Origin of the sequence: Rubrivirga sp., assembly GCF_965213695.1 — a bacterium.
GTDB lineage: Bacteria > Bacteroidota > Rhodothermia > Rhodothermales > Rubricoccaceae > Rubrivirga.
Map to the genome: position 1 here is coordinate 2,344,061 of NZ_OZ243912.1, position 16,385 is coordinate 2,360,445.

Sequence of the window (16,385 nt, forward strand, 5' to 3'; positions counted from 1 at the left end):
CGGCGACCGCGAAGCGCGCTGGGAATCGGCTCCGATGTCGGGGGACCTCGTGCCGTCGACGGCCCCCACTGGCGACCACCTCGTACAGGCGCCGTGCATCGTGTCGCCGAGAGAACGAGAAGATCTCCGACCCCCGCTACTTGTCATCCTGAGCCTCCGAAGGACCTCGACGCGACGTCCCGAGCTGCCAGGACCGGCGACGACAGACCTGAGAGTTCGGGTCGAGACCCTTCACGTCCGTTCAGGATGACATGGATGAAAGCGGGCAGCGTGGAGCGACTCCCAGCTCCCCTACAGCGCCGCGAACGCCGACTGGAAGGCCTCGGCCGCTTGGGCCACGACGGCCGGCGTGTGGGCGCTCGACGTGAAGCACGCCTCGAACGGCGACGGCGGGAGGTAGACGCCGCGGTCGAGCAGAAGCCGGTGGAGCCGGGCGAACGCGGCCTTGTCACTCGTCGCCGCGCTGGCGTAGTCGGTGACGGGGCGGTCGTTCAGGAAGACCCCGAACATGGCCCCGACGGCGTCGGTCTGGACCGGCACGCCGGCCGCGTCGGCGGCCGACTGGATGGCGGCGGCCGTGTCGCGCGCGGCGTCGGCGGCGAGGCGCCAGGCGCCCGTCGCCTCGGCCTCTCGGAACAGGGCGAGCCCGGCGGCCATCGCGAGCGGGTTGCCGGAGAGCGTGCCGGCCTGGTACACCGGGCCCGACGGCGCCATCATCTCCAGGATGTCGGCCCGGCCGCCGTAGGCCCCGACCGGGAGCCCGCCGCCGATGACCTTGCCCAGGATCGTGACGTCGGGCGTGACGCCGAACAGGGCCTGGGCGCCGCCGGGGTGCACGCGGAAGCCGACCATCACCTCGTCGAAGACGAGCAGCGCGCCGTGCTCGCGCGTGATCTCGCGCAAGAGCTCGAGGAAGCCGTCGGCGGGACGGACGAGCCCCATGTTGCCGGCGATGGGCTCGACGAGCACCGCCGCGATGCGCTCGCCCTCCGCCCGGAACACCTCGCGGAGCGCAGCTTCGTTGTTGAACCCCACGACGAGCGTGTCGGCGGTGACGGCGGCCGGGACGCCGGGCGAGTCGGGCAGGCCGAGCGTGGCGACGCCGCTGCCGGCCTTGGCCAGCAGCAGGTCGGCGTGGCCGTGGTAGTGGCCCTCGAACTTGACCACCTTGTCGCGGCCGGTGAACGCGCGCGCGGCGCGGACGGCACTCATGGCCCCCTCGGTCCCCGAGTTGACGAACCGCAACCGCTCCATCGACGGGTAGATCGACCGGATCGTCTCCGCCAGCTCGACCTCGAGCGGGCTCGGCGCGCCGAAGCTCGACCCGCGCGCGGCCTGCTCGGCCACGGCGCGGACGACGGCCTCGGGCGCGTGGCCCAGCAGCAGCGGCCCGAACGACATCACGTAGTCGACGTAGCGGTTGCCGTCGACGTCGACGAGATAGGCCCCTTCCCCCCTCTCGATAAACCGGGGCACGCCCCCGACCGACTTGAAGGCGCGGACGGGCGACGAGACGCCGCCGGGCATCAGGGCCTGGGCCTCGGCGAAAAGCTGTTCGGAGCGAGTGGTGAGCGTCATCGGTCGAGAGAAGCGAGGAGAGCGTCGGCGGCGGCCTGGGCGTCCGCGACCACGTCGGGCAGGCCGACGCCGCGGAGCGAGGCGCCGGCGAGCGCGAGGCGGGGGTGTCGTTCGAGCGCGGCGTCGAGCGCCGCGAGCCGCTCCGGGTGGCCGAGTGTGTAGCGCGGCTGGACGTCGCGCCAGCGCTGAACGGCGGTCCAGGCGGGCTGGAGTGTGTGCATCCCGGGCCGCGGGTGCGTGAGCAAAGGGCCGGGGACGTGGACTCGGAGGTGGCCGAGGGCGACCTCAATCGCGGCCTGGTCGTCGCCGTCGAACGACGGGCGGAGGAAGACGCGGGCGAGGTCGTGGCCGGGCGGCGCGGTCCCGGCGTGCTTTTGGGAGAGCATCGTGACGGCCTGGACCGACCCGCCCTCCGCGCGCGGCACGAGCCAGCCGGAGGCGTCGGGTACGCGCAGCTTGTCGGACGGGAAGCCGACGACGACGGCCGTGACGCTGCCCATCGGGATCTGCTCGAGTGGGGCCGCGAGCGCGGCGTCGAGGTCCGCCAGCACGGCCGCGGCGGCGGGCGCGGGGAGCGCCACGAGCACGGCGTCGGCGCGGCGCTCGGCCCCGTCCGCCAGCCGCGCGCCCCGGGCGGTGACGGCGGCCACGGGCGCCCCGGTCTCGACGACCACGCCCCGCTCGCGGACGGCGTGCGCCAGCGCCTCGACGAGCGCGTCCATCCCGCCGACGGGACGGGCGAACGGGGAGCCGCCGGACGGCGCCGGGGCGCCGAGCTTGACCAGGCCGCCGGCCCGCTCGGCCGCGTGGAGGTGCGGGAGCGTGGCCCGGAGCGAGATCGCGTGGTCGGCGCCGTAGAGGCCGCCGAGGAGCGGCTCGACCAGCCCGTCCCACGCGCCCCGCCCGAAGCGGCGGACGGCGAACGCCTCTAGGCTCTCGTCGGCGTCGTCGCGGCGGGCCGGCACGAGGGGCTCGGCGGCGGCGCGGAGCCGGGCCGCGAGCGGCAGCGCGGGCGTCGCCAGCAGCGGCCCGAGCCGTCCGGGGACGAGCCCCGACAGCCCGGCCGGGAGCGGGTACAGCCCCCCCCTCCTCTGGATCAGCGCCCCGCCCGTCGGCGTCGCGGTCTCGACGCCCAGCCGCTCCGCCAGCTCCGCCGCCGCCGGCTTGCGGGTCAAGAACACGTCGGGCCCGACGTCGGCCACGAACCCGCCGTGCCGCAGCGTCTTTACCACGCCGCCCAACCGGCCCGACGCCTCGACGAGCCGGACACGCGCGCCGCCGTCGGCCAGCCGGAGCGCCGCCGCCAGCCCGGCCACGCCGCCGCCGAGGACGAGGACGTCGCTCGATCGGGGCAGGCTGTCGGTAGGCTCGGCGGTCATCGGTTCGCGCGGTGGTTCTGCTCGCGCCCCCCGTCCGCGTGCCCATCACGGAGCCTGTGCTGAGCCCAGCCGACGTGCTCAACGGGCGCCCGGACTGTCCCCCTAGCCGAGGGCAGGGCCGCTCCCTTCTGCGACGTCACTCGCCGGTTACCTCCTCCCAGTCGTCGTCCCCGCGAACGCGGGGACCCATAGGGGGCCGCTCGCTGAGACGGAGGGCCGTATGGATTCCCGCGTGCGCGGGAATGACGGCTGTTGTTGAGGGGTTCAGACGAGAACTGAACAGCCCTGCTAGCCGAGGGGGACAGCCTCTGCGACCCGGGAGCGGAGCGACCCGAGCGGAGGCGGGGGGTCTGGCCGAGCATCACGCCGAGACGCGGGCGTCGAGCGTGCCCTCGGGCATCGGCATCGACGGGGCGCCGGCGCTCGCGGCGCGGACGTCGGAGACGACCCAGCCGGCGTCGGCGGCCTGGCCCTCGACCAGCTCCGCCAGCAGCCGCACGAACCGGGGGTCGTCGTTGAGCGACGGCGGGCGGACGAGCGTCACGCCGTGCTCGCGCGCCGCCCGCTGCGCCTCGACGTCGATGTCGAACAGGATCTCGACGTGGTCGCTCACGAACCCGATGGCCAGGCTCACGACCTTGTCGACGCCGCGCGCGGCGAGCGCCGGGATGTGGTCTTCGAGCTGGGGCTGGAGCCACGGCTCCGGGCTCCGGCCCTCGCTTTGGTAGCTCCAGCTCCACTGGTCCTCCCGGAGCCCCGCGCGCTCGGCGATGAGCCGGGCCGTCGTCCACAACTGGTCCTGGTACGGGTCGCCCTGCGCGAGCACGCGGACCGGGAGGCTGTGCGCGCTCAGGACCACGTGGACGTCGTCGCGCTCGGCCTCGGGGAACTCCTCGATCCCGTGGCGCACGCGGTCGGCGAACGCCTCGATCAGCAAGTCCGCGTCGTAGTAGGCGTCGACGTAGCGGACCTCCATGTCGCCGCGGTACAGGTCGAGGCCGGCCCGGACCTTGGCCTGGTACTTCGCGATCGACATCGACGAGAAGTGCGGCGCCAGCACGATGGCGACCGCCCGCTCGATCCCGTCGTCCAACATCTGGCCGACGGTCTCTTCGATCCAGGGCGCCCAGTGGCGCATCCCGAGGTACGTCCGGAACCGCGCGGGCTCGCCGGGCGGGTCGAGGTGGGCCATCGCCCCGTCGACCTGGGCCTGCGTCAGCCCCAGGATGGGCGAGGCGCCGCCGATCGAGCGGTAGTTGTGGGTGATCTCGTCGAGCACGGCGCGCGTCGTCGGGCGGCCGTGGCGGATGTCGGAGAGGTAGCCCGGGATCTCGCCGAGCGACGCCGGGCCGCCGTAGGCCATGAAGAGGACGCCGATGGGGGGAGCTGTCTGGTCGGGAGTCATCGGTCTAGGGGGTCGGAAGTGGTATGCGGACTCGCAGCGGTTGGGCAGCGTGATACGTGACAAGTGATGCGTGAGGGTGCTCGCGAAGAATCACGCATCGCGTATCACGCACTACGTATCACGCATCATGCACTCGTCTTCTCGCGGACGTAGTCGGTGAGCCGCGCCACGGCGTCGGGCGGCGTGGCCGGGACGAGCCCGTGGCCGGTGTTGAACACGTAGCCCGTGGCCGGCGCCTCCGCGAGCACGCGGTCGGTCTGGGCCCGGAGCTCGCGCCAGGGCGCCTGCAAGAGGTACGGGTCGAGGTTGCCCTGGAGCGGCCGGCCGCCCGTCCGCTCCCTCGCCTCGACGAGCGACGGGCCCGCGTCGACCCCGATGGCGTCGCCGCCGGCCGCGGCCACGGCGTCGAGGTGGCCGGCCGTGCCCGTCGTGAAGTGGACGACCGGCCGGCCGGTCTTCTGGGCGATGGCGATGAGCTTCGAGGTGTACGGCGCCGCGTACCGCTCGTAGTCGGACCGCGAGAGCGCGCCGGCCCACGAGTCGAACACCTGGAGCGCGTCGGCGCCGGCCGTGGCCTGCTCGGTCAAAAAGCTGCCGGCGACGGTCACCAGCTTGTCCATCAGCCGGGCCCACGCGGCGGGCTCGGAGTACATGAACACGCGCGTCCGCTCGTACTTCTTCGACCCGCCGCCCTCGATGGCGTAGGCCGCGAGCGTGAACGGGGCGCCGGCGAACCCGAGGACCGGCGTCGCGTCGCCCAGCTCTCGCTTGACGAGCCGGATCGCCTCCGGCGTCCACGGCATCGTCTCGCCGGCCGGGGGCGTCGCCAGCAGGTCCACGTCTTTGGTGGAGCGGATCGGGTTCTCGATCACCGGCCCGACGCCGGGCTCGAAGTGGAGCCCCAGCCCCATCGTCTGCAACGGCGGCAACAGGTCCGAGTAAATCACGGCGGCGTCGAGGCCGAACCGGCGGATCGGCTGGAGCGTGATCTCGGCCGCGATCTCGGGCGTCTTGACCATCGTCAGGAAGTCGTGGTCCTTGCGGACGGCGCGGTACTCGGGGAGGTAGCGCCCGGCCTGGCGCATGAACCACACGGGCGTGGCGTCGACGGGCTTGCCCGCGAGGGCGTCGAGGAATCGGGACATGGGGGTCGATGCGTGATTCGTGATCCGTGACTCTCGACAAGGCGCCCTCGCGCATCACGAATCACGGATCTACTCCGCGTGTTGGAAGCGCGAGGGATGTTCTAGTGACCCGTCCCCTCATGGGCCAGCGCCCAGGCGTACGGCCCGGCGCTCTGCCACACGGCGCGGCCGACGAAGAAGGGGCCGAGGCGGTCGATGAACTCGGCCGTCTGGCGCGTCGCCCGCATCCGCTGGACGACGGCCGAGAGCGGGTGGAGCTCGCGCCCGACCAAGCCGGCGACGAAGTCGTTGTCGTTCGGGTCGAGCCCGTGGCACGCCAGCCGGACGTCGCGCGCCAGCCCGGCCCGGCCGAACGACCGGCCGATCCCGCCGTGCTCCATCAGCATCCGCCGCTGCTCCTCGCGCGGCTCGCGCTCGAACCGGCCGCTCCGCCGGAGCGGGTACCACACGGCCCACGGCCACGCCGGGTCGGTCATCGTCTGGACCGGCCGTGCCACGAGCGCGCCCAACAGGTCCTGTTCGTAGCCGATGGTGTACGTCCGCCCCAGCATCGTCAGCGCCGGGAGCGGCGTGAGCCCGGCGAAGGCCGGCGACATGTGGAGCGCGCGGCCGTCCTCGACGAAGAACGCGGGGTCCTCGTGGAACGTGACGACGGCCGCGCCGCGCGGGTCCTGGGCGCTCTGGTACACGACGCCGGCCACGCCCGCGGCCTGGGCGGCGTCGGCCAGCGGCGCCGGGTCGGAGCAGTCGGTGTAGGCCAGGAGCTGGACGAACAGGCGCCGGTCGAGCGACTGCGGCGCCCCGTCGGCGGTCTTGCCGCGCTCGGCGAGGTCGAGGCCGCCGCTGGCGTTGTCGTCCAAAGCGGACGGGGCCGGGCGGTCGGCGGGCTGGATGTCGAGGGCCATTTTCAGATTGGATTGAAAGCTGCGTACGCGGCGCTGGCGCGCGGGATCACGGGGCAGATGAACTGGCGGCGAGCTTCACCGAGAGTGTGCGGAGCGCAGGCGTGCGGGGGGCACTCGGTATGGGAAAACCGATTGACCGTACCTCGTACCCGGTACCGCGTACCCCGAACTCATTCCACCAGCCACCGTGCCGCCTGCGCCGCGTAGTACGTGACGACGAGGTCGGCGCCCGCCCGGCGGATGCTGGTGAGCGTTTCCAAGACCGCCCGGCGCTCGTCGATCCAGCCGCGCTCGGCGGCGGCCTTGAGCATGGCGTACTCGCCCGAGACGTGGTACGCGCCGAGCGGCCGGTCCGGGACCGCCTGGCGGACGTCGCGGATCACGTCGAGGGTTGCGACGGCCGGCTTGACCATCAGCAGGTCCGCCCCCTGCGCCACGTCGAGCGCCGCCTCGCGCACCGCCTCGCGGCGGTTGGCCGGGTCCATCTGGTGCGTCCGGCGGTCGCCGAAGACGGGCGCGCTGTCGGCGGCGTCGCGGAACGGGCCGTAAAAAGCGCTGGCGTACTTGACGGCGTAGCTGAAGATGCCGACGTGTGGGTACCCCGCCGCGTCGAGCCCGGCGCGGACCGCGCCCACCACCCCGTCGATCATCGACGACGGGGCCACCAGATCCGCCCCGGCGCGCGCGTGGCTGACGGCCGCGGCGACGTGGGCGGGCAGCGACGCCTCGAGCTCGAGCTCGCCGTCGGTGCCGAGCCAGCCGCAGTGGCCGTGGTCGGTGTACTCGCACAGGCACACGTCGGTGATCACCGCCAGCTCCGGCACCTCGGCCTTGAGCGCGCGCACGGCCCGCTGGACCGCCTCGGAGTCGTCGCTGGCGGCCGAGCCCTCGGCGTCCTTGTGCGCCGGGATCCCGAACAGCAGCACCCCACCGACGCCGAGCGCCGACGCCCGCTCGGCCTCCCGGACCGCCTCGTCGACCGAGAGCTGGAACACGCCGGGCATCGACGCGATCTCGTCTCGGACCCCCTCCCCCGCTTTCACGAACAGCGGCAGGACGAAGCTGGCCGGGTCCAGCCGCGTCTCGCGCACGAGCCGGCGGAGCGGCGCCGAGGCCCGCAACCGCATCGGGCGGTCTGGGCCGAAGGTGGGCGGAGGCAACAGGTCGATCATGTGCAGAGAGGTCGCTACGACGTCCCCTCTCCCCCCGGGAGAGGGACAGGGTGAGGGGGGCTCAGGACGTGGGCCTCGAGCGCGGCGAGCAGGCCTGGGACGGTGTGCGGCTCGGCGACGGCGGTGGCCGTCAGACCGAACGGCGCCAGCGCTTCGGCCGTCACGGGGCCGATGGCGACGAGCGCGACGCCCGCCAGTGCGGCGAGATCGGCCGGGCCGAGGAAGCCACGAGCGGTCGACGGCGACGTGAACGCGACGGCGTCGGGCCGCCGCGCCAGCGCCTCCGCGACCGCCGCCGGGTCGGCGCCGACGACGGTCCGGTAGGCGGTCACGTCGTCGACCACGGCCCCGCGGTTTTCCAAGCCGGTCGCAATCGCCTCGCGGCCGATGTGAGACCGGAGCAAGACGACGCGGTCGCCGTCGGCCAGCGGGAGGTCACGAACGAGCGCGTCGCCGACGAACCGGTCCGGCACGAAGTCGACCGGCGCCCCGCGCTCGCGGAGCGCCTCGGCCGTGCCCGACCCGACGGCGGCCACCCGGACACCGGCCGGCAGCCCACCCGCCGCGTCGATGGCGGCCCAGCCGAAGGCGACGCCGGTCGCGCTCGTGAACACGACCCAAGCCGCCCCGTCGAGCGACCGGGCGGCCCGCGCCAGAGGTCCGGGCTCGGCCGGCTCGAAGCGGATGGCGGGGACCAGGAGCGGCGTCGCGCCCCGCTCGCGGAGCCCGTCGAGGAAGCCGTCGGCCTGCTCTTCGGCGCGAGTGACGACGATGGTGCGGCCGGCGAGCGTCATGGCAGGAGCGCGGCGGCGCCGTCGGCCAAGGCTCGTGCGGCGGCCTCCGCTCCGAGCGAGGTGCCCGACGCGAGCGCGTCGGCCGGGTCGAACGGGCCGTCCACGCGCGTCTCGACCGTCCGCGTGCCGTCGACCGAGACGACGCGCGTGCGGAGGTGGAGTCGGTCGCCGTCGACGGTCCCGAGCGCGGCGATGGGCGCCGAGCACCCGCCGCCCAGGCCGGACAGGAACGCCCGCTCGGCCGTCACGGCGGCCCGCGTCTCGGGATGGTCAAGCGCGCCGACGAGCCGGGCGGCGTGGGACCCGGCGCGGACCTGGACGCCGAGCGCGGCCTGCCCCGGCGCTGGCAGCATCGTGTCGAGGTCGAGGACGGAGCGCGCGACGTCCCCAAGCCCCAGCCGGTCCAGGCCCGCCAGCGCCAGCACGCCCGCGTCGTAGTCGGCGCCCGCGATCTTGCGGACGCGGGTCTCGACGTTGCCGCGGATCGACCGGATCACCAGGTCGGGCCGGACGCGCAGCAACTGGGCGCCGCGGCGCAGGCTGCTCGTCCCGACCGTCGCGCCGGCGGGGAGGTCCGCCAGCGAGTGGCCGTCCGGACAGATCCAGGCGTCGCGGGCGTCGGCGCGAGCCGTGGTGGCCCCGAGCGCGAGACCGTCGGGGTCGGCCGTGGGGAGGTCTTTGAGCGAGTGGACGGCGAGGTCGATGGCGCCGTCGAGCAGGTCGCGCTCGAGCTCGAGCGTGAACAGGCCCTTCCCCCCGATCTCGGGGAGCGGCTGGTCGAGCGTCCGGTCGCCCTGGGTCACGAACGGGACGAGGGCGACGTCGAGGCCGGGCCACGCGGCGCGGAGCGCGTCGGCGACGTATTCGGCCTGCCACGTCGCCAGCCGCGACGTCCGGGTGCCCAGGCGCAGGGCGTCAGGCATCGTCGTCGAGGTGCAGGAGCCGGCGGAGCGCGGCGTCGTCGCCGGCGCCGGACCGGAGGGCCGTCGTCACGTCGTGGAGCAGGCGGGTGGTGAGCGTGCGCGAGAGGAGGTCGGGGTCGCTGCACGCCCCGGACCGGTCGGGGCCGCACGTCCGGTCGGCGCACTTGCCGCAGACGTAGTCGAGGGTGTCCTGGCGGATGGCCTCGGCGCGGCGCCGGAAGTCGGCCACGAGCTGCTCGCGGCCGAGCCCGGCGAGCGTCTCGCAGAGGTCGGCGAGCGCGGTCTCGATGGCGGCCTCGACCTCGGGCACGGCCGCCTGGCGCGCCGCCAGCCCGGCGTCGACGACGGCCCCCAGCGCGTCGACGTCGGCCAGCGTCACGCCCGGCAACCGGCCGACGGCGGCGTCGACGGTGCGGGGCACGCCCAAGTCGACCACGACCCGCTCGGCCCCGTCCGCCCAGGCCCAGGCCACCGTGGAGAGGTCGAGCGCCTGGCGGTCCGTCGCCGAGAACACGACGTCGGCGTCGGGCAGGACCTCCGCCAGCGCGTCCGGCCGGACGACGGCGAACCCGCGGTGGGCCGGGGCGTGGGCCGACACGAGCGTGACCGACGCCGCGTCGGCCTCGGCCAGCCGCCCGAGCAAGAGCCGCCCGATCTGGCCGGCCCCGATCACGACCACGTCGCGGCCCGCCAAGCTGCCCACGGCGTCGTCGGCCCACTGGACGGCGGCCGAGGCGGTCGACGCCGTTCCCCGGCCGAGGTCCGTCACGCGGCGGGCCCACTGCCCGGTCCGCACGGCCGCGTCGAAGGCGGCCCGCAAGGCGGGGTCGAGCACGCCGGCCGCCTCGGCCCCCGCTCGGGCCCGGCGGACCTGCCCCAGGATCTGGGCCTCCCCCAGCACGGCCGACTCCAAGCCCGCCGCGACCCGGAGCAGGTGGCGAAGCGCTGGTTCGCCCTGGGCCTGGCGGAGACCGTCGCGCGGCGCGTCCGGCCGAGCCGCTTCGAGTTGCCGTCGGCCCCACGCCAGCAGGGCCGTCGCCGGGCGGTCGCCCGAGACGAAGAGCTCGACCCGGAAGCACGTCGAGACCAGACACGCGCCGAGGCCGGCCTCGCGCGCGGCGCGGTAGAGGCGGTCGGCGTCGAGGTCGCCCAGCGCCCACGTCTCGCGGACGTCGACGGGGCAGCGGGCCCCGTCCAGCCAGATGGCGGCGACGGTGGGGGCGGTCATCGTTCGAGCGCGGGCGGCGCGTCGGACTCGTAGGCCGACGCGATCGTGAGCTGGACGTCGTTCATGAACCCGTTGACCCGGCGCATCAGTGCGATCTGGTCGGCCTGCGGCTGTTCTTCGAACCGCGGGTAGTACGCCGTCGACTCGGTGAGGACGTCGCGGAAGAACAGCGTCGCGCGCAGGGCCTCGGTCAGCGGCAGCCCGCGGTCCTTCATGTCGAGCGCGTAGCCCCACGCCAGCCGCCGGACCTCGGCGTCGCGCGCCTCGGGATCGCCCTGGTCGGCCACATGGCGGAGCAGGAGCCCGACAAGTTGTCGGCCGGTCTCACGGCGGTGCGACCGGTCGGCCCCCTCGAACGCCCGGTTCCAGGGCGCGTCGGCGTTCGACCGGACCTCGTAGCGGGTGTGGACGACGGCGTGCTCGGCCCAGGCCTGCCCCTCGGGGTCGGCGACGACGTGCGCCGGTGCCGACGGCTCTGGAGCGCCCCGCTCGCGGCGGAGCCGCTCGACGGCCTCGACCGGGATCCGGCGGTGGCCGCCGGCCGTCCGGACCTCCGGCAGCCGCCCGTCGTCGGTCCACCGCCGGACGGTCCCGACGTGGACGCCCAGGCGTTCGGCGGCGGCGCTGACGCTGAGCAGGAGGGGTCGGTCGGCCACAGGGAGGTTTGCGTAGGTTCCGAACCTAGCGCCGGTCCCGAGACCCGCCCGGTGAAGACAGAATGCGTCCGCCTCGGCCCGCCGGACCGACGACCGAACGCGGCGCTCGGACCGCGAGGCCGCGAGGTCGAGCTCCTGGCGCTCTCGGCCGCCGACGGCGAGAGGGCCTACCGCGTGGCGACCTACTTCGCCGTCGTCGGCGACGCCGAGGCCGCGCTCCAGTGGCTCCGCAAGGCGGTGCACCTCGGCAACCACAACGCCCCGTGGCTCACGGCCAGCCCGGACTGGGCCGCGCTCCGGGAGGGCGACCCCGAGGTCCGCCGGGTGCTCCGGGACCTGGCGGCGTCGCAGCCGGCGCTCCACGAGCGCTGGCGCCGCGTGCTCCCCCGGCTCTGACGCCGTTTGTGCCGTCGGCGTCATGGTGACGGCGACGTACCCGACCGGCAAACGGTCCGGACGGTGAACCTCGGTCGGGGTCGGCGGCTGGTTAGATTGCCGTTGCTTCCGACGCTCACGAATGCAGCACTCCATCGCGGGCATCCTCCGCACCTCCAACTATGGCCTCGACCTGTTCACGGCCGACGAGATCGCGGCCCTGGACCTGATCGACAAGAAGGGAAAGCCGTACCTCCACGATCCCATCCGAAGCAAGGACGTGCGAGCCAAGCCCGAGGAGATCGTCCGCCAGCTGTTCCTGCGCCAGTTGACCGGCCGCTACGGGTACCCCGCCGACCGGATCGGCGTCGAGAAGGCCGTGCGGATGGGCCGCGACACCTCGAAGTCGGCCGACGTCATCATCACCGACGCCGACGACCCGCAGGCGGCCTACGTGATCGTCGAGGTCAAGCGGCCGACCGAGAAGAAGGGGATCGAGCAGCTCAAGACCTACGCCAACGCCCAGGGCGCACCCCTCGCGGTGTGGACCAACGGGGCGACCATCCGCATCCTGCACCGCGAGCAGGCCAGCGGCAAGGCGGCGGGCTACGTCGGGCTCGACCGCTTGCCGCTGGCGACCGAGACCATCGACGACGTCCTCGACCGGACGCTGACCATCGACCAGCTGGCCCAGGAGAACCGGCTGGTGACGGAGCGGCTGACGCTGAAGTCGATCATCCTGGACCTGGAGAACCTCGTCCTCGCCAACTCGGGCGTGGACGCCTTCGAGGAGGTGTTCAAGCTGGTCTACGCCAAGCTCTACGACGAGTGGGCGGCGACGAACGAGCGGCGCGACCGGCTGGTCCACTTCCGTGTCGCCGGCACCGACAGCAAGACGGCCGAGCGCATCCGGGGACTGTTCGAGGCGGCGAAGGACAAGTGGCCGGGCATCTTCCTGGACGGCGAGACGATCAACCTGACGCCGGGCCAGCTCAAGACGGCCGTCTCGTTTTTGCAGGGGATCAAGCTGTTCAACTCGAACCTCCAGGTGATCGACGAGGCGTTCGAGTACCTGACCGTCGCCGTGGCCAAGGGGTCGAAGGGCCAGTACTTCACGCCGCGCCACGTGATCGACATGGCGGTGATGATGACCGACCCGCAGCGGAACGAGACCGTGATCGATACCGCCGCCGGCTCGTGCGGGTTCACGGTCCACGCCCTCTTTCACGTCTGGGGCGACGAGTTCACGGCCGAGGGTCCCAAGCCGTGGCAGGTCGAGTACGCCCGCGAGAAGGTCTACGCGCTCGACTTCGACGCCCGCTCGGTCAAGGTGGCGCGGGCGCTCAACCTGATCGCGGGCGACGGCAAGACCAACGTCTACCGTGCCAACACGTTGGACCCGCGCGAGTGGGACGAGGACACGCGCGTCGGGATGAAGCGCCGGCTCCGCAAGATGGGCTCGGCCGGCGAGACGCGGGAGAACGCCGAGGCCATGCGCTTCTTCGACTTCGACGTGTTGCTCGCCAATCCGCCCTTCGCCGGCGACCTCACCGACGCCCGCATCTTGCGCCAGTACGACCTCGCGCGCAAGGTCGAGGCCGTGGACCCCGAGACGCTGGCGGACGACCCGGACGCCTTCGAGGAGTACCAGCGTAGCCCGTTCGCCCGCTACCGCGACAAGCCGGGCAAGTGGGACTCGAAGCAGCCGCGCGACGTGCTGTTTATCGAGCGCAACCTGGACTTCCTCGCGCCCGGCGGACGGATGGCCGTCGTGCTCCCCCAAGGCCGGTTCAACAACGTCACCGACGGCTACCTCCGGGCCTGGATCGGGGCGCACGCCCGGATCGTGGCCGTCGTGGGCCTGGACGTGGACACGTTCAAGCCGCACACGGGCACCAAGACGAGCGTGCTCGTGCTCCAGAAATGGAACGAGGACCCAGAGAGCGACACCTACAACCCGCGCCGCGACGACTACCCGATCTTTTTCGCCACCTCCGAGGTGTCGGGCAAGAACAGCCGCGGCGACTACGTGCACCTCATCGACCCCGAGGACGGCGGGCTGCTCCTGGACCTGGAGGGCCACCCCATCGTGGACCACGATCTGTTCGACGTGCGCGGCGTGCTCCGGGGCCAGATGGCGCGGCAGCGCGTGCAGCTGGCGGACAACCCGGCGGCGCTGGCGGCGGCCGAGGCCCGATACAAGCGGCTCGTCACGATCCTGCCCAACCGGGAGACGATTGCCGAGGCGTTCGCCGACTTCGCCCGCCAGCAGGGCTTGTCGTTTGCCCCGGAGGCGGACTGACCGATGGCCGTCTGGAGCGTCGTCCCGTTCTCCCGTTTTGCTGATGCTGATCGGCTGGACGCAGAGTATTTCCAGCCGGTCTACGAAGATCTGGCGACTCGGATTGAGACTCTGTCTCACCCGGTGGAGGAGTTGGGAGACCTCGTGACGAGCGGCTACCGGGTCGTGTACGAGAACACAACTATTCTGGATGAGCCGTTCGATCCGACCAAGCACGTCCGCTTTCTCCAATCCGCGAACATCCCGAACTGGTCTCCATCGATTGACACGGAGAGCATGGGATGGGTCAGCCGGTCGGATTGGGAGCGGTACCCCAAGGGCCGTATCAAGCCCGGCGAGCTTCTAATAGAGGTGAAAGGGAAGGCGGAGAAGGTCGTTCAAGTGCCCGATGACTTCGACGTAGAAGCACTCGCGACAGGGACCCTGTTCAAGTTGAGTCTGAACACGTCCCGAGTGGAGCCGGCCTACGTGCTTGCTTATCTCCTCAGCGATGTCGGGCGGCGCCTTCGGGATCGGCTCAAGTCGAACATCATGGTGCCGTACATCAACAAGGACGGACTGTACGGTATCCCGATTGTCCTGCCGCCCCGCAGCGTTCAGGAGGTCGTCGCCGATTCATGTCGCCAGTCATCAGCGCTCCGAGACCAGGCTAAACAACGCTACGCCGACGCCGAGGCGCTGCTGGCGGACGCGCTCGGGCTGGCCGGGCTCACGCTCCCGACGCCCAAGACCTACACGGCGATGTTCAGCGACGCCGCCGCCGCCGAGCGCTTGGACGCGGGCTACTTCCACCCCGAGAAGCGGGCCATGCTCGCCCACCTCGGCCGCGACGGCGCCCAACCGCTGAGCGCCTACGTCCGCTCCGTCCGCAAGATGGTGACTCCGTCGAAGTGCGACCCGGACGCAGCGGTCCGCAACTTCGACCTGCCCGACGCGCTCCGCTTCCACCTCAGCGACGACGTGCCGGCGACGACGTTCGGGGAGCTGGGCAGCACCAAAAAGGCCATGCGGCCCGGCGACGTGGCCGTCTCGCGCCTGCGGTTCTATCTCAAAGAGGTCGCCGTCGTCCGCACCGCGTCCGGGTTGCCCGTCGTCGGGTCGAGCGAGTTCTACGTGCTCCGTCCGGTCGCGGGCGCCGGCCTGCGCGCCGAGGCCGTCGTCGTGCTGCTCCGGTCGGAGGCTGTCCAGTCGATCCTGAAGTGGTGCCAGAACGGCTCGGCGCACCCCCGCTTCGACGAGCGCGACCTGCTGAGCATCCCGGTACCGCCGGCGCTGCTCGACGTGCAGGACGAGATCGCCGACCTGCTCAGCCAGTCCATCGAGCTAGAGCGCGAGTCGGCCCGCCAGCTGGCCGAGGCGACGGCGCGCGTGGAAGCCCTCGTCCTCGCCGCCTGAGCCCGTGCCCCACCACCCCTCTGAGGTCTCCGTCTTCGTCGCCTGGCCGGGCGACAACAAGTCGGCGCGGGACCGGGCGGTCCGCGTGATCGGCGAGCTCGACGGCACGTTCCACAAGCACCACGGCGTCCGCGTCGTCGCCAAGGACTGGAAGACGCACGCGCGCCCGGCGGGGGGTAACGCACAGACCAACATCAACAACCAAGTCGGCCCCGGCGACATCTTCGTCGGCCTGCTCTGGACCCGGCTGGGCATGGACGCCGGGCGTAAAAAGACGGGGTTCGAGGAGGAGTACACCATCGCCCGGAGCCAGTGGAAGCGGCGGAAGTCCTCGCTCATGCTCTACCTCCGCACGAGCAGCCCGCCCAACCTCTCGTCCCTCGACCCCGGTCAACTCCAGGCCGTCCGCGACTTCGTGGCCCACGTCGAGAAAAAGTACCAAGCCCTGTACTGGACGTACGCCACGCTCGCCGAGTTCGAGCGCGAGCTCCGGCGGCACCTGACCGACGAGATCCACGCCCGGCTAAAGCTCTCGGCAGCGCCGCCCGCCTCCGCTCCGGCGTCTTCGTCTGGCGGCCCCAAGGCGAAGACCCCACCAGCTAAGCCGCCTCGAAAGAGAACCCCGAAGAAGCCGTCCGTACGCAAACCCCGCCTGACCGTCCCCGCCGTCAAGCGCCAGCTCACCGACGCTGACCGCCAAGCGTTCGCCCGCCGCGCGCTGACCGCCAGCTTGCGCGACTTCCGGGCGGCGGCGAAGGCGTTCAATGCGTCGCACCGCCACGCCGAGATCGTTGTCAAGCAGGCCGGCAAGGAGGCGTTCACCGTCACAGCTGACGCCAACGGGACGCGCCGCGTCACTGCTCGCGTACGCCTGATTCCTCCTTCGTGGGGAACGCAGTGGACCATCGTCTACGAGGTCGAGCCCTCGGGCTACGGCATGATGATGGGTGGCGAGCCGTACTACCGCCAGGAGGTCGCTGTGACCACCGAGGACGACGGGTACACAGCGCTCTACTGCTCGGCCTACGCTTTCGCGGATGGGCAGCGCTCGACTGTGAAGGCGCTCGACGTGGCCCGCCTGTTCTGGGACCGTTTGATTCAGAGGCTCGGCGACCGATAGCCCGCCTG

At 72.6% G+C, this 16,385-nt stretch carries 14 protein-coding genes; 4 read left to right on the forward strand and 10 right to left on the reverse strand.

Features of this window, described 5'->3' with window-relative positions; translation table 11 throughout:
- Window positions 1-291: 291 nt before the first annotated feature.
- The 10 genes from hemL to ACOOHE_RS10330 all read right to left on the reverse strand — a co-directional run bounded on the left by hemL (window position 292) and on the right by ACOOHE_RS10330 (window position 11,185).
- Window positions 292-1,578: a glutamate-1-semialdehyde 2,1-aminomutase gene (gene hemL, locus ACOOHE_RS10285; RefSeq protein ID WP_420453996.1), complete on the reverse strand. Its 1,287-nt coding sequence runs from the start codon at window positions 1,576-1,578 to the stop codon at window positions 292-294.
- Complete coding sequence (gene hemG / locus ACOOHE_RS10290) at window positions 1,575-2,957, reverse strand: protoporphyrinogen oxidase (protein WP_420453997.1); 1,383 nt, start codon at window positions 2,955-2,957, stop codon at window positions 1,575-1,577. The genes hemL and hemG overlap by 4 nt, the downstream gene beginning before the upstream one ends.
- Window positions 2,958-3,318: 361 nt before the next feature.
- Window positions 3,319-4,362: a ferrochelatase gene (gene hemH / locus ACOOHE_RS10295; RefSeq protein ID WP_420453998.1), complete on the reverse strand. Its 1,044-nt coding sequence runs from the start codon at window positions 4,360-4,362 to the stop codon at window positions 3,319-3,321.
- A gap of 125 nt (window positions 4,363-4,487) precedes the next feature.
- Complete coding sequence (gene hemE, locus ACOOHE_RS10300; protein WP_420453999.1) at window positions 4,488-5,507, reverse strand: uroporphyrinogen decarboxylase; 1,020 nt, start codon at window positions 5,505-5,507, stop codon at window positions 4,488-4,490.
- Between the two features lie 101 nt (window positions 5,508-5,608).
- Entirely contained in the window at window positions 5,609-6,412 is an 804-nt protein-coding gene (locus tag ACOOHE_RS10305) for a chlorite dismutase family protein (RefSeq protein ID WP_420454000.1), read from the reverse strand.
- Window positions 6,413-6,582: 170 nt separating this feature from the next.
- A complete protein-coding gene (hemB, locus tag ACOOHE_RS10310) occupies window positions 6,583-7,584 on the reverse strand; it encodes a porphobilinogen synthase (RefSeq protein ID WP_420454001.1) in 1,002 nt (333 codons plus the stop codon).
- Between the two features lie 14 nt (window positions 7,585-7,598).
- Window positions 7,599-8,378: a uroporphyrinogen-III synthase gene (locus ACOOHE_RS10315; protein ID WP_420454002.1), complete on the reverse strand. Its 780-nt coding sequence runs from the start codon at window positions 8,376-8,378 to the stop codon at window positions 7,599-7,601.
- Complete coding sequence (hemC, locus tag ACOOHE_RS10320; protein ID WP_420454003.1) at window positions 8,375-9,301, reverse strand: hydroxymethylbilane synthase; 927 nt, start codon at window positions 9,299-9,301, stop codon at window positions 8,375-8,377. Before hemC ends, ACOOHE_RS10315 begins: the two co-directional genes overlap by 4 nt.
- Window positions 9,294-10,529, reverse strand: coding sequence for a glutamyl-tRNA reductase (locus ACOOHE_RS10325; protein WP_420454004.1), 1,236 nt, complete (start codon window positions 10,527-10,529; stop codon window positions 9,294-9,296). The genes hemC and ACOOHE_RS10325 overlap by 8 nt, the downstream gene beginning before the upstream one ends.
- Window positions 10,526-11,185 carry an excisionase family DNA-binding protein gene (locus tag ACOOHE_RS10330; protein WP_420454005.1) on the reverse strand — a complete coding sequence of 220 codons (660 nt, stop codon included), beginning with the start codon at window positions 11,183-11,185 and terminating at the stop codon, window positions 10,526-10,528. Before ACOOHE_RS10330 ends, ACOOHE_RS10325 begins: the two co-directional genes overlap by 4 nt.
- 51 nt (window positions 11,186-11,236) lie before the next feature.
- On the opposite strand from ACOOHE_RS10330, the gene ACOOHE_RS10335 reads away from it, so the two are divergent.
- The 4 genes from ACOOHE_RS10335 to ACOOHE_RS10350 all read left to right on the forward strand — a co-directional run bounded on the left by ACOOHE_RS10335 (window position 11,237) and on the right by ACOOHE_RS10350 (window position 16,377).
- Window positions 11,237-11,581 (forward strand): TPR end-of-group domain-containing protein, encoded by a 345-nt coding sequence (locus tag ACOOHE_RS10335; RefSeq protein WP_420454006.1) that lies wholly within the window; start codon window positions 11,237-11,239, stop codon window positions 11,579-11,581.
- Between the two features lie 121 nt (window positions 11,582-11,702).
- On the forward strand, window positions 11,703-13,862 hold the full coding sequence (locus ACOOHE_RS10340) for an N-6 DNA methylase (protein WP_420454007.1): 2,160 nt from the start codon (window positions 11,703-11,705) through the stop codon (window positions 13,860-13,862).
- A gap of 453 nt (window positions 13,863-14,315) precedes the next feature.
- Entirely contained in the window at window positions 14,316-15,257 is a 942-nt protein-coding gene (locus tag ACOOHE_RS10345) for a hypothetical protein (protein WP_420454008.1), read from the forward strand.
- A gap of 4 nt (window positions 15,258-15,261) precedes the next feature.
- Window positions 15,262-16,377, forward strand: a complete 1,116-nt coding sequence (locus ACOOHE_RS10350; RefSeq protein WP_420454009.1) for a hypothetical protein — start codon at window positions 15,262-15,264, stop codon at window positions 16,375-16,377.
- Window positions 16,378-16,385 lie beyond the last annotated feature (8 nt).